Genomic DNA, 12,077 nt, shown 5'->3' with positions numbered 1-12,077 from the left:
AGAACGAAAATGGCAAAGGAAAATACGTTTGACATACGGGCCGGTCATGGCCAGCAGCTGGGTGCAAATTATGACGGGAAAGGGGTTAACTTCGCGCTTTTTTCAGCTCACGCCGAGCGGGTGGAGCTCTGTCTGTTTGACCCCTCCGGTAAAACGGAAATCGCCCGTCTGGAGCTGCCGGAATATACCCACGAGATCTGGCATGGCTATGTGCCCGACCTCCAGCCCGGCGCGCTGTATGGCTATCGCGTCTACGGGCCTTATGATCCGGAAAACGGGCATCGCTTTAACCCGCATAAGCTGCTCATCGATCCCTATGCCCGTGAACTGGTGGGCGATATCGACTGGAATGATGCCCATTTTGGCTACGAACTGGGTCATGACGCGCTGGATCTGAGCTTTGATACGCGTGACAGCGCGCCGTTCACTCCAAAATGCAGGGTTATCGATCCGAATGCGTTTGACTGGCAGGACCATCAGCGGCCAGCGATCCCCTGGCCGCATACCGTGGTCTATGAGAGCCATGTGAAAGGCTTTACCCAGCTCAACCCGGCGATACCGCCCGAGCTGCGCGGCACCTTTGAAGGCATGGGGCATAAAGCCTCGGTCGATTACATCAAAAGTCTGGGTATCACCGCCGTCGAGCTGCTGCCGGTTCACTGGTTCCCGGACGATCAGCACCTGCTGGACCGCGGCCTGAAGAATTTCTGGGGCTATAACACGCTGGGCTTTTTTGCGCCCGCGTCACGCTATTACGGCCCTGCAGGGATCCAGGGTTTTCGCGATATGGTCCGCGCCTATCATGACGCGGGCATCGAGGTGATTCTGGATGTGGTCTATAACCACACGGCAGAGGGCAATGAGCTTGGCCCGACGCTCTCGTTCAAGGGTATCGATAACTACAGCTATTACCGCACCTTGCCGGATCAGCATCGCTATTACATCAATGACACCGGCACGGGGAATACGGTGAACACCTCACACCCGCGTGTGCTGCAGATGATCATGGATTCGCTGCGCTACTGGGCGGAATCGATGCATATCGACGGTTTTCGCTTCGATCTGGGTACGATACTGGGGCGCGAGCCAGAAGGGTTCGATCCGCGCGGCGGCTTCTTTGATGCCATGACCCAGGATCCGGTTTTATCAAAACTCAAGCTCATTGGTGAGCCCTGGGATATCGGCCCCGGCGGCTATCAGGTGGGCGGCTTCCCGCCCGGCTGGGGCGAGTGGAACGACAAATATCGCGATACCGTTCGTGAATACTGGCGGGGCGATAACGTTCCCACTGATTTTGCCGCCCGCCTGCTGGGCTCGGGCGATCTCTATGATTTACGCGGGCGTCGCCCGTGGGCCAGCGTCAACTTTATTACCGCGCATGACGGCTTCACGCTGAACGATCTGGTGTCGTACAACGAGAAACACAACGCCGATAATGGTGAAGAGAACAACGACGGGCATAACGATAACCGCTCGTATAACTATGGCGAGGAAGGCCCGACCGAGAACCCGGACATTATTGCCACCCGTGAACGGCAGAAACGGAACTTCCTCACCACGCTGTTGTTCTCCCATGGTACACCGATGCTGCTGGCCGGGGATGAGTTTGGCCGGACGCAAAAAGGGAACAACAACGGCTATTGCCAGAACAGCGAGATCTCCTGGATCAACTGGAAAGGGTTGTCAGAAAACGACGTCGCGCTGCGTGAGTTTACCCGGCACCTGATTGCGCTTCGGGCGAAACAGCCGCTGCTGCGCCGGGAGAGCTGGCGAGACGGTCTTGAGATCCGCTGGTTTAACGCCGGAGGAGGACCGCAGCAGTCTGAGCAATGGGAGGAAGGCTCGACAATCGGCGTCTCCATCAGCCGGCCCGATCTCATCCAGGAGGAGGGGATCTGGCACGACGTGCTGATGCTGTTCAACCCCTTCGAAGGCGCCGTGTCGTTCCAGATCCCGCAGTTTGGTGAAGGAGGCTGGGTGCTGGAGCTCTCCACGGCGGGGGAGGTTGCCACGGGCGAGGTCATCACCCGGACCGTGGATTACGAACTGGCGGGGCGCAGTATTACTCTCTTCAGACGCCCGTGATGTCAAAGTGATGCCGCCGCCCGTGCGGCGGTGTCATACAGGGATGAAATGGTGCGCAGCAGCTGGGCGGTATCACCGATAGCGGCACCCGAAATCCCGCTTTCGGCATGTATGTTGATCAGACACGCTTCGCGCACATCCCGGTATTTCATGCACAGTGCTTTTCCCGCCTCCGTGGTGGAAAAGAAAAGCTCTTTTCCTGCCTTTTCACTGGTGACGTAGCCCGCCTTGACCAGCTTTTTCAACGCGTAAGTCACCACGTGGGTGTCTTCCACGTTGAGCACAAAACAGATATCGGCCAGCTTCTTCTTGCGACTGCGGTGATTCACATGATGCAAAAGCGAGACGTCAAAGGCCCCCATATCCGGCTCACCGGCCGCGGTCATGCAGCGCACCATCCATTTATTGAACGCGTTACTGGTCATGATCAGCGCGTACTCCAGCTCCGATAGCTCCGCGCAGCGCTCGGAAACCAGATGGCGGGAGGAGACGATCCGGCCGTCGTTAATATCGTCGTGATTCATTGATGCAGCACTTTTCTTCAGGGTCATAACGTTCCTTACGGGAGTGTGGCTGTTGCCCGGAAATGTAAACTCATCGATAAAATAAGAACATTTTATTGATAAATTGTTTACATGTTTTTGCGGTTCAGATATAGCTTTTTAACGCAGGTTTTCGAAGCCTGACGGAAAACACAACATCGCTCGCCGCAAATTAAAAAAATAGCCGTCGGCGCGCAACGCTCACTTTGGATAGGGTAACGTTTATGGACGGTTCTACACTGTTGCCGCTTATCGGGATCCCGGTGGTGGTTATTGGTTTTGCCCTGCGCTTCAACCCGCTACTGGTGGTCGTGGTAGCTGGGCTGACGACGGGTCTGCTGGTTGGGATGGATTTCGGCATGCTGCTGGAAACCTTCGGCGAGAAGTTCGTCAACAGCCGCTCTCTGGCTACATTCATTCTGATCCTGCCGGTTATTGGTCTGCTGGAATATTACGGTCTAAAAGAGCGCGCACAGGCGTGGGTGGCGAAGATCGCCAGCGCCACTTCGGCGCGTATTCTGATGATCTATTTTGTCGCCCGCGAGGGGACGGCCGCGCTGGGGCTGATGTCGCTGGGTGGTCATGCCCAGACGGTGCGTCCGTTGCTGGCACCGATGGCCGAAGGGGCGGCGCTGAACGAGTACGGCGAACTGCCCCAGCATATTCGCGACAAAATCAAAGCCCATGCCGCCGCGTGCGACAATATCGCGGTGTTTTTTGGCGAAGATATTTTTATCGCCTTCGGGGCGGTGCTGCTGATCGACGCTTTCCTGAAGGAGAACGGTATTCAGGGTATTGAACCGCTGCATATCGGCCTGTGGGCGATCCCGACGGCGATTGCGGCATTGATTATTCATATGACGCGTCTGCTGAGGCTGGATGCCAGCATCCGCCGTGACGTGATGGCGTGGAAAGCCGGGCAGGGAACGCAGGAGATCGCGCCATGATGACACTGCTCACCATTAATCGCGTGTACTACCTGATTGGCTTCGTCGTGATGTTGCTGGTGGTCATGACCCTGCGCGATCGCGCCAACCCCAAACGTTTTACCACGGCACTGTTCTGGTTTCTGTTCGGTGGGATCTTCCTGTTCGGTGACCTGATGGTGCAGGAGCTGGGCCGCTCGCTGGCGTACCGGATCATTGGCGGCGCCGTGATTGTAATTGCCCTTCTGGCAGGCTTTGGGCTGGTCGGTAAAGGGCAGTACAAAATGGCCAGTGAGCCTGAGCGTATTGCCTCATCAAACCGGCTGAAAAACTGGCTGTTTTTACCGGCCCTGATGATCCCGGTGGTGACGGTTATCGGCACGCTGTTCCTGAAAGGGGTGTCGATTGGCGGGGTTTACCTGCTCGATCAAAAACAGCTCACGCTGGCGGCGCTGTGCGTGGCCTGTGTGGCGGCCATCCTTACCGGCTGGTGGCTGACAAAAGGTACGCCGCTGCATGCCGTCCGTCAGTCTCGCCGCCTGGTGGATACCATTGGCTGGGCGGTGATCCTGCCGCAGATGCTGGCCATGCTGGGCGGGGTTTTTGTGGTGGCCAATACCGGCAACTCCGTGCAGAAGGTGGTCAGCCTGTTTGTGAACCCGGACAGCCGCTTTATGCTGGTGGTGATTTACTGCGTCGGCATGGCGCTGTTCACCATGATCATGGGTAATGCCTTTGCGGCCTTCCCGGTGCTGAGCGCCGGTATCGCCTTACCGTTTCTGATCCACGTGCATCACGGTAATCCGGCACCGCTGCTGGCGATTGGTATGTACGCTGGCTATTGCGGCACGCTGATGACGCCGATGGCGGCGAACTTCAACATCGTTCCCGCCGCGTTACTGGAGCTGAAAGACAAATATCAGATCATTAAGATCCAGATCCCGACCGCGTTAACCCTGCTGGTGGTCAACGTGTTCTTAATGTATTTCCTCGTGTTTCGCTAAGCGTGGCAACCTAAGGAGCTGTGATGGAATTAACGCAACACCAGGCTGATGCTTTTGCCAGAATGCCTTTGACCTATCTGCGCCAGGAATACCCGAACCATATTATGCATCTGCTCAATGATGACGGGGACGTCCTGCCGCCGCGCGAACTGCATCCCATTTTTTATGGCTGTTTTGACTGGCACTCGGCGGTACACGGCTACTGGCTGCTGCTGCGCTGCCTGCGCCTCTACCCGGAACTGTCGTGCCGGGATGACATTATCACGCTGTTTGCCGACCATCTCACGCCAGAAAAGGTGGCGCAGGAGCTGGCCTATTTCAACGCGCCGTTCCGCGCCTCGTTCGAGCGTCCGTATGGCTACGGCTGGCTGCTGGCACTGGCCCAGGAGCTGAAACAGTCATCGCTGCCGCAGGCAGCAGGCTGGTATCAGACGCTTGCGCCGTTAACGCAGGACATTCGCAACCGTCTGGTGGATTACCTCAGTAAGCTGACGTACCCGATTCGGGTTGGCACGCATTACAACACCGCGTTTGCCCTCGCGCTGGGGATCGATTACGCCCGGGCGGTGGAAGATAACGCGCTGGAGAGTGCCATTCTGGAGGCGGCGACGCGGTTTTATCTCGCGGATACCCAGTATCCGGCTCACTATGAACCGGGGGGCGATGAGTATGTGTCCGGCGCGCTGACAGAGGCTCTGCTGATGAGCAAGGTCGCGGAGAATTTCCCGGCCTGGTTCGACGCGTTTCTGCCGAATATCGGGGCTGTTTCAGCGCTGATGAACCCGGCAGAAGTGAGCGACCGTACCGACCCCAAAATTGCGCATCTGGACGGATTAAACCTCAGCCGCGCCTGGTGCATGAAGCATATTGCCAGTGCGCTGCCGGAGGATCATCCGGCGCAGCAGGTGCTGCGTGATGCGGTGGCGAAACACCTGACGGCGAGCGTCGAGCATGTTGTCGGCAGCCACTACAGCGGTGGGCACTGGCTGGCGAGTTTTGCGCTGCTGGCGCTGGAGTAAATATGGGGGCAGCGTCGCATGACGCTGCCCTGGCATTTATGCCGTAGCCTGTCGCGCGCGACGCAGTCGGCTAACGCTAAATAATACTGACGCAGTTGACGCGATCACCGCGATCCACAGCGCAAGATGAACGGCACCGTCATCCAGCATTTGATGGTCTGACCCTGCGGTCGCAGCCAGCAAAACTCCCACCACGGCGGCACCGAGACACTGGCCGAACGTTCTGACGATGGACAATACCCCGGAAGCATAGCTGGCGTACTCCCGGGCAACGTTAGAGAGCATTTCACGGTTATTGGGGCTCTGGAAACAGCCAAAGCCGATGCCGCACACCAGGCTCCTGAGGCAGATATCCCAGGCAGAAGGGCTGGCAGGCAGCGTCGCCAGCAAAATCAACCCAACGACAAAAATCATCAGTCCAAGCGTGGAGATCAACGGGGCGGAGATCGTGTCTGCCCAACGGCCCGCGTGCGGCGCAATGAGTACGATACCTATCGGCCAGGGGGTGAACAGTAAAGCGGAGATCGCCGGGCTATAGCCGTACACGCTCTGAAACAGAAACGGCAGCGCGATAAAGGTAATGCCCTGACTCACAAACGAGGCCAGCGAGGTTAGCGCGGCGAGGGTAAACCGTCCGTTGCTGAATATCACCGGCGGCAGGATGGGGCTCCGGGCACGGCGGATATGCCAGACAAAAGCGATGAGGCTGACCGTGGCGACAAATGCCCAGCAAACGGTGCTGATGGCGTGCATTGTATTCTCTACGCTGTTTGCCGCCATGATCATCGACCCCAGCAGGATCACGGACAGCAGGGCACCGGGCACGTCGAACGGGGACGTATCAGAGGCCCTCGCCCGCGGCAGCGCTTTCCAGGCCAGCAGCAGGGCAACGGTACCGGGAATAATGTTGATCGCGAACAGCCATTGCCAGCTCAGTACGTCGAGTATTGTTCCGCCCAGCACCGGCGCAATGGCGGTGCTGGCGGCGATAAGCAGAGCGTGCAGCCCCAGAATGCGGCCAAGCAGCCGTCCCGGGAACACCGAGCGCAGGATCGCCGGGGCAATACTCAGCGTGGCCGCGCCGCCGATACCCTGCAAAATACGCATCCCGATCAGCATTTCCGGCGTTGTTGCCAGCGCGCAGCCGAGCGAGGTCAGGGTAAACGTAGCCAGTCCTGCCAGAAACACCGGGCGGTAACCCACGCGCGCGGCGAGTGCGGCGAAGATGGCTAACGTCATTGCCGCTGACAGCAGGTAACCGTTGGCGAACCAGACTGCGACATTCGTGGGCACCTGCATCGCGCTGGCCATTGATGGCAGGGCAATGTTGATCATGGTGCCATCGAATACGCCCATCAACGTGGTGGTCATCACCGCAGCCATCACCCGGGCGCGTTCATGTCCCGGTAATCCTTCGTCGCCGGGTTGGTATGAAAAGAGCGTCATCGTGTTATCTCCAGGCAAGAATGTTGATGACGACACTATAGTAATGGGTTATACAGGGCGGAAGACGCAGCATTTGCACTTATATGTTGCATCAAACGCCCTGTATGAGGAGGTTTTGTGACCGATCCTGATTTCAACTTGCTTGTCGCACTCGATATCCTGCTGGCTGAAGCCAGCGTGGCGGGCGCGGCGCGGCGTCTTAACCTGAGCACCTCAGCCATGAGCCGCACGCTGAGCAGGCTTCGTGAGGTCACCGGCGATCCGATTCTGGTGCGGGCTGGTCGTCAGATGGTGCTGACTCCGTGGGCCGAAGCCACCCGGGATCGCGCCCGACATGCGCTGCATGAGGCAAGGGCGGTGCTGCAGCCTTCAACGGACACCTTCCGGGCAGAAAATCTTGAACGGGTGTTTACCGTCAGAGCCAATGATGGCTTTGTGGTGGCGTTTGGTCCATTGCTGATTGCGGCCGTTGCGGAAGCAGCGCCGGATGTCTGCATCCGCTTTGCCCCAAAACCGGAGAAAACGTCGCGTTATCTGCGGGAGGGGCTGGTTGACCTGGAAATTGGTGTGCAGAGCAACATGGGGCCCGAAATTCGTCTGCAGCGGCTCTTTGAGGACCGCTTTGTAGGCGCGGTGCGCAAAGGGCATCCGCTGGCGGCGCTGCCAACAGTCAGCCTTGAGGATTATGTCGCATGGGGTCATGTGGTGACCGCGCCAAATGGCTCTTCACACGGTTTTGTTGATGATGCCCTGGCCGCGCGGGGGATGAAACGCAAAATCGCCAGCGTGGTGCCCGGTTTTCCGACTGCGTTATCCGTGGCGCTGGCGTCCGATCTGATTGCGATGGTCCCGGCGTTGTATCTGCTGAATCAACCGATGAGCGAGAATGTGCACATCTTTGAACTGCCGTTCAACACCCGGACCATTACCGTATCTCAGATGTGGCACCCGCGGATGGAACAGGATCCGGGCCACCGGTGGCTCAGAGAGAAGGTGCTAGCGGTGTGCCATCAGTCGCGGCACCGATAATATAAAACGGGTCGACACAGCATCGGATTCCACACGCACGTTGCCGTGATGCGCGGTGATGATGGATTTCACAATCGCCAGGCCGATCCCGCTGCCTTCGCCTTTTCGCTGTCTGGACGGATCCACCCGGTAAAAGCGGTCGAACAGCCGGGGCAAATGTGCTTCAGGGATCGGCTTGCCGGGGTTGGCAACGATCAGCTTGCACACGTTTTCCTTTTCACTTACCGACACGGTCACCGTTTCTCCGTCCGGCGTATAGCGCAGGGCATTGGAGAGCAGGTTATTGATGGCTCTCCGGAACATCTGCGGATCGCCGTCTATCAGGCAGGGCGTGCCGTTAAAACGCAGCGTGATATGGCGTTCTTCCGCCCAGGCTTCGAAGAAATCAAAGACTTTCATCACCTCTGCGCTCAAATCAAAGGTTACCCGGTCAGGGATCAGCTGATTATTATCCGCCTGGGCCAGGAACAGCATATCGCTGACCATTCGGGTCATCCGGTTGTACTCTTCAAGGCTTGAGTACAGCACATCCTCCAGCTCTTTCGGCGAGCGGTTCTGGCTTAACGCAATTTCCGTTTGCGTTACCAGATTGGTGATCGGGGTTCTGATCTCATGGGCGATATCGGCAGAGAAATTTGCCTGACGGGTAAAGACATCCTCAATTTTTTCAATCATGTGGTTAAACGAGATCACCAGCTGCTCCAGCTCAACCGGCACCCGCGACGGCTCAAGCCTCGCATCCAGATTCTCTGAGGTGATATTTTTTATCGCATTGCTGACGTTACGCAGGGGCAGGTGTCCCTGACGTACCGCGATGCGAATGAGCAGAATAATCAGCAGGCTGATCGCCACCGCGATGGCAATCAGGTTCTTTTTCAGCGCCTCGAGGTAGTGAAGATGAAAATTAATGGAGAGGCCGATCAGCATGACATAGTGTTGTTCTTTTCCCTGCAATGTCGCCGTGCCGGACGAGGCGATAATCCGGTATGTTTCCATCTTCATGTCGGACCCGGCGTGCATCGCCTTGCCAGCATCCTCCACTGACCAAAGAAACACATCCTGCGCGCGGCGATGGGCGCTGAAATCCGCGGTATTCACCGCTGGCCGGATGGCCTCGCCCTGTGAGCTGAAGAGCACATTGCCACGGGGATCGAGCAGCAGGACGGCAACGTTGCGATAGCTGGCCAGCGACTCTTTGATTTTGCTGATTTTCTTTTCATCCGGCTCCGCGGGCGACTGCAGTATGCGGTGCATGGCGCGGCTGATTTGTTGCAGATCGCTGATATCCTGCTCGGCAAAGTGCTTTTCAACGGAGTGGAGCATAAACCAGGTAAACGCGAAAAAAGCCAGAATGGTGGAGAGGCTGATAAAGAACGTCAGGCGCAGAGCCAGGGAGAAGGGGCGTCTGGCGGGCTTACTCTGCATCCGGAACCTCCAGCATATAGCCCACGCCGCGTACCGTCTGGATCAGCTTCGGTTCATAATCGTTATCGATTTTGGCGCGTAACCGCTTCACCGCGACGTCAATCGCGTTGGTGTCGCTGTCGAAATTCATGTCCCAGACCTGCGCGGCAATCAGCGAGCGGGGCAGCACTTCACCCTGATGGCGAACAAAAAACTCCAGCAGGCTAAACTCCTTGCTGGTGAGCAGGATGCGGTTTCCGGCGCGGTTTACCTTCCTTGATACGAGGTCGATGCTCAGATCTGCCACCGTAAACTGGCTCTCGGCGATCACCGTATTGCCGCGTCGTAACAGCGTTCTGACCCGGGCGAGCAGCTCAGCAAAGGCAAAGGGCTTAACCAGGTAATCATCCGCCCCCAGTTCCAGGCCTTTCACCCGGTGTTCAATGGTGCCGAGAGCCGACAGCAACAGGACCGGCATTCCCTTTCCGGCAGAGCGGAGCATGCGGATGATATCCCAGCCGTTCACATCAGGAAGCATGATATCCAGAATGAGCAGGTCATAATCGGCGGTCATGGCGAGATGGTAGCCGGTCAGGCCGTTGTCAGCGCGATCCACCACAAAGCCCGCTTCCGTAAGCCCTTTGCTGAGGTACTCACCGGTTTTAATTTCGTCTTCAACAATCAATATTTTCATCACGCTTCCCCGACTGGCTGCTCAGCACATTCTATTGCACCCGCGACCGTTAACAATGACTTACGCCATAAATGACAACATTGTCATTATCCTGTCACCCGTCAAACAGGACGCGTTCAGTAGAGTAGCCCTAAAAATACTCTGGAATTCATCTGAACCGCTATGTTCCTGCTAAAACGACTAAGCATCACTACGGTATTTATCCTGACAGGATGCGTCTCGCTGGCCCCTGAATACCAGCGCCCGACGTCACCGGTACCCCAGCAGTTTTCGCTGTCGCGTAACAGCCTGACGCCCGTGGAGGGCATGTATCATGACACCGGCTGGCGCAACTTCTTCGTCGATCCGCAAATCGCGGGATTGATTACAGAGGCCCTGAAGAACAACCGCGATATAAAAATGGCCGCGCTGAAGGTTGAAGAGGCCCGGGCGCAGTTCAACGTGACGGATGCGGATCGTTATCCTCAGCTGAACGCCTCCTCGGGCGTCACTTACAGCGGGGGGCTAAAGAGTGACAAACCCACCTCACAGCAGTACGACGCGGGACTTGCGCTTAGCTACGAACTCGACTTTTTTGGCAAGCTAAAGAACATGAGCGATGCCGACCGACAAAACTTTTTCGCCAGCGAAGAAGCCCGTCGTGCCGTGCATATTTTGCTTGTCGCTAATGTGTCCCAGAGCTATTTCAACCAGCAGCTGGCCTACAAACAGCTGCGTATCGCGCGGGATACGCTGTCAAATTATCAGCAGTCTTACGCCTTCGTTGAGCAACAGCTGGTGACGGGAAGCACGAACGTGCTGGCGCTGGAGCAGGCCCGGGGGCAGATCGAAAGTACCCGGGCAGAAATTGCCAAAAGAGAGGGGGAGCTGGCACAGGCCAATAATGCCCTGCAGCTGGTCCTCGGAACGTATCGCGCGCTACCTGGCGACGGCGGAATGAACGCCAGCGATATTGTGCCGGTAATACTGCCGCCCCATCTTTCATCGGCAATATTGCTGCAGCGCCCGGATATTATGGAGGCGGAGTATCAGCTTAAAGCGGCCGATGCGAATATTGGCGCGGCGCGCGCTGCCTTTTTCCCGTCCATCTCCCTGACCAGCGGGCTTTCAACGGGCAGCACGGAATTATCTGGCCTCTTCACGTCCGGCAGCGGCATGTGGAATTTTATTCCCAAAATAGACATTCCCATTTTTAATGCGGGCAGGAATAAAGCCAACCTGAAGCTGGCCGAAATTCGCCAGCAGCAGTCGGTTGTGAATTACGAACAAAAAATTCAGTCCGCCTTTAAACAGGTCGCCGACGCGCTCGCGCTGCGGGACAGCCTCAGCCAGCAGCTTGCTGCGCAACAGCGGTATCTTGATTCGCTAAACATCACCCTGCAGCGTGCCAGAGGGTTATATACCCGCGGTGCGGTCAGTTATATCGAAGTATTAGACGCGGAACGCGCGCTGTTTTCCACGCAGCAAAACATTCTCGACCTTATTTATGCCCGACAGGTTAATGAAATTAATCTCTTCACCGCGCTGGGCGGCGGTTGGGTCGAATAACCTTAATTAACTCAACAGGAAAATAATATGCGTAATTCAATGAAGGCCGTTGTATTCGGTGCGATCTCCATGATGTTTTCTGCCGGCCTGCAGGCCGAGGTTCATCAGCATGCAGAAATGAGTGCTGCCAGCGAAGGGGCCACAGAGCAGGTTGTCTCCGGGACTGGCATCGTGAAGGACATTGATCTCACAAACAAAAAGGTAACGATCGCTCATGAAGCCATCCCGGAAATTGGCTGGCCCGCCATGACCATGCGTTTCACCTTTACTGACGCAGACGAAAGTATTAAGGCCGTAAAAGTCGGCAACCACGTGAAATTTTCTTTTGTGCAGCAGGGCAATATCTCTTTACTCAAAAGCATTAAATAGCGGGAAACGGC

The 12,077-nt window shown here is 56.8% G+C and carries 11 protein-coding genes; 7 read left to right on the top strand and 4 right to left on the bottom strand.

The annotated features are described in order from the left end of the window. Nucleotides 1-9 precede the first annotated feature (9 nt). Nucleotides 10-2,085, top strand: a complete 2,076-nt coding sequence (gene glgX / locus ACOTX3_RS10405) for a glycogen debranching protein GlgX (protein WP_058679083.1) — start codon at nt 10-12, stop codon at nt 2,083-2,085. A gap of 2 nt (nt 2,086-2,087) precedes the next feature. Here the strand turns inward: glgX and ACOTX3_RS10400 are convergent, their stop codons facing one another. Beyond that, a complete protein-coding gene (locus ACOTX3_RS10400; RefSeq protein WP_058679084.1) occupies nt 2,088-2,636 on the bottom strand; it encodes a winged helix DNA-binding protein in 549 nt (182 codons plus the stop codon). 215 nt (nt 2,637-2,851) lie between these two features. Between ACOTX3_RS10400 and ACOTX3_RS10395 the strand changes: the two genes are divergently transcribed. The 3 genes from ACOTX3_RS10395 to ACOTX3_RS10385 are packed head-to-tail and all read left to right on the top strand — an operon-like array spanning nt 2,852 to nt 5,576. Continuing rightward, a complete protein-coding gene (locus tag ACOTX3_RS10395; RefSeq protein ID WP_013096573.1) occupies nt 2,852-3,574 on the top strand; it encodes a DUF969 domain-containing protein in 723 nt (240 codons plus the stop codon). After that, nucleotides 3,571-4,557 (top strand): DUF979 domain-containing protein, encoded by a 987-nt coding sequence (locus tag ACOTX3_RS10390; RefSeq protein ID WP_058679085.1) that lies wholly within the window; start codon nt 3,571-3,573, stop codon nt 4,555-4,557. Before ACOTX3_RS10395 ends, ACOTX3_RS10390 begins: the two co-directional genes overlap by 4 nt. 23 nt (nt 4,558-4,580) lie before the next feature. Further along, a complete protein-coding gene (locus tag ACOTX3_RS10385; protein ID WP_058679086.1) occupies nt 4,581-5,576 on the top strand; it encodes a DUF2891 domain-containing protein in 996 nt (331 codons plus the stop codon). Between the two features lie 36 nt (nt 5,577-5,612). Here the strand turns inward: ACOTX3_RS10385 and ACOTX3_RS10380 are convergent, their stop codons facing one another. Beyond that, nucleotides 5,613-7,022 (bottom strand): MFS transporter, encoded by a 1,410-nt coding sequence (locus ACOTX3_RS10380; protein ID WP_250116797.1) that lies wholly within the window; start codon nt 7,020-7,022, stop codon nt 5,613-5,615. Nucleotides 7,023-7,139: 117 nt separating this feature from the next. Here ACOTX3_RS10380 and ACOTX3_RS10375 point away from each other — a divergent pair, with 117 nt between their 5' ends. Then, nucleotides 7,140-8,051, top strand: coding sequence for a LysR family transcriptional regulator (locus ACOTX3_RS10375; RefSeq protein WP_058679088.1), 912 nt, complete (start codon nt 7,140-7,142; stop codon nt 8,049-8,051). On the opposite strand, the gene ACOTX3_RS10370 is transcribed toward ACOTX3_RS10375, so the two are convergent. Further along, nucleotides 8,019-9,476, bottom strand: coding sequence for a Cu(+)/Ag(+) sensor histidine kinase (locus tag ACOTX3_RS10370; protein WP_058679089.1), 1,458 nt, complete (start codon nt 9,474-9,476; stop codon nt 8,019-8,021). The genes ACOTX3_RS10375 and ACOTX3_RS10370 overlap by 33 nt on opposite strands. Then, nucleotides 9,466-10,149 (bottom strand): copper/silver response regulator transcription factor, encoded by a 684-nt coding sequence (locus ACOTX3_RS10365; RefSeq protein WP_029883300.1) that lies wholly within the window; start codon nt 10,147-10,149, stop codon nt 9,466-9,468. Before ACOTX3_RS10365 ends, ACOTX3_RS10370 begins: the two co-directional genes overlap by 11 nt. A gap of 162 nt (nt 10,150-10,311) precedes the next feature. Here ACOTX3_RS10365 and ACOTX3_RS10360 point away from each other — a divergent pair, with 162 nt between their 5' ends. Together ACOTX3_RS10360 and cusF are read left to right on the top strand one after the other, a co-directional pair. Further along, a complete protein-coding gene (locus ACOTX3_RS10360) occupies nt 10,312-11,697 on the top strand; it encodes an efflux transporter outer membrane subunit (RefSeq protein WP_058679090.1) in 1,386 nt (461 codons plus the stop codon). Between the two features lie 27 nt (nt 11,698-11,724). Next, nucleotides 11,725-12,066, top strand: coding sequence for a cation efflux system protein CusF (gene cusF / locus ACOTX3_RS10355; RefSeq protein WP_058679091.1), 342 nt, complete (start codon nt 11,725-11,727; stop codon nt 12,064-12,066). The last annotated feature ends 11 nt before the right edge of the window (nt 12,067-12,077 follow it).

It is taken from the genome of Enterobacter cloacae complex sp. IR5384 (assembly GCF_049237265.1).
Lineage (GTDB): Bacteria > Pseudomonadota > Gammaproteobacteria > Enterobacterales > Enterobacteriaceae > Enterobacter > Enterobacter cloacae.
This window is presented reverse-complemented; position numbering and strand designations above follow the sequence as displayed.

Coding starts and splice junctions, on each gene's coding strand:
- ACOTX3_RS10370 (WP_058679089.1), bottom strand. CDS start 9,476: ATGCAGAGTAAGCCCGCCAGACGCCCCTTCTCCCTGGCTCTGCGCCTG.
- ACOTX3_RS10395 (WP_013096573.1), top strand. CDS start 2,852: ATGGACGGTTCTACACTGTTGCCGCTTATCGGGATCCCGGTGGTGGTT.
- ACOTX3_RS10385 (WP_058679086.1), top strand. CDS start 4,581: ATGGAATTAACGCAACACCAGGCTGATGCTTTTGCCAGAATGCCTTTG.
- ACOTX3_RS10380 (WP_250116797.1), bottom strand. CDS start 7,022: ATGACGCTCTTTTCATACCAACCCGGCGACGAAGGATTACCGGGACAT.
- ACOTX3_RS10390 (WP_058679085.1), top strand. CDS start 3,571: ATGATGACACTGCTCACCATTAATCGCGTGTACTACCTGATTGGCTTC.
- glgX (WP_058679083.1), top strand. CDS start 10: ATGGCAAAGGAAAATACGTTTGACATACGGGCCGGTCATGGCCAGCAG.
- ACOTX3_RS10400 (WP_058679084.1), bottom strand. CDS start 2,636: ATGACCCTGAAGAAAAGTGCTGCATCAATGAATCACGACGATATTAAC.
- ACOTX3_RS10360 (WP_058679090.1), top strand. CDS start 10,312: ATGTTCCTGCTAAAACGACTAAGCATCACTACGGTATTTATCCTGACA.
- ACOTX3_RS10365 (WP_029883300.1), bottom strand. CDS start 10,149: ATGAAAATATTGATTGTTGAAGACGAAATTAAAACCGGTGAGTACCTC.
- cusF (WP_058679091.1), top strand. CDS start 11,725: ATGCGTAATTCAATGAAGGCCGTTGTATTCGGTGCGATCTCCATGATG.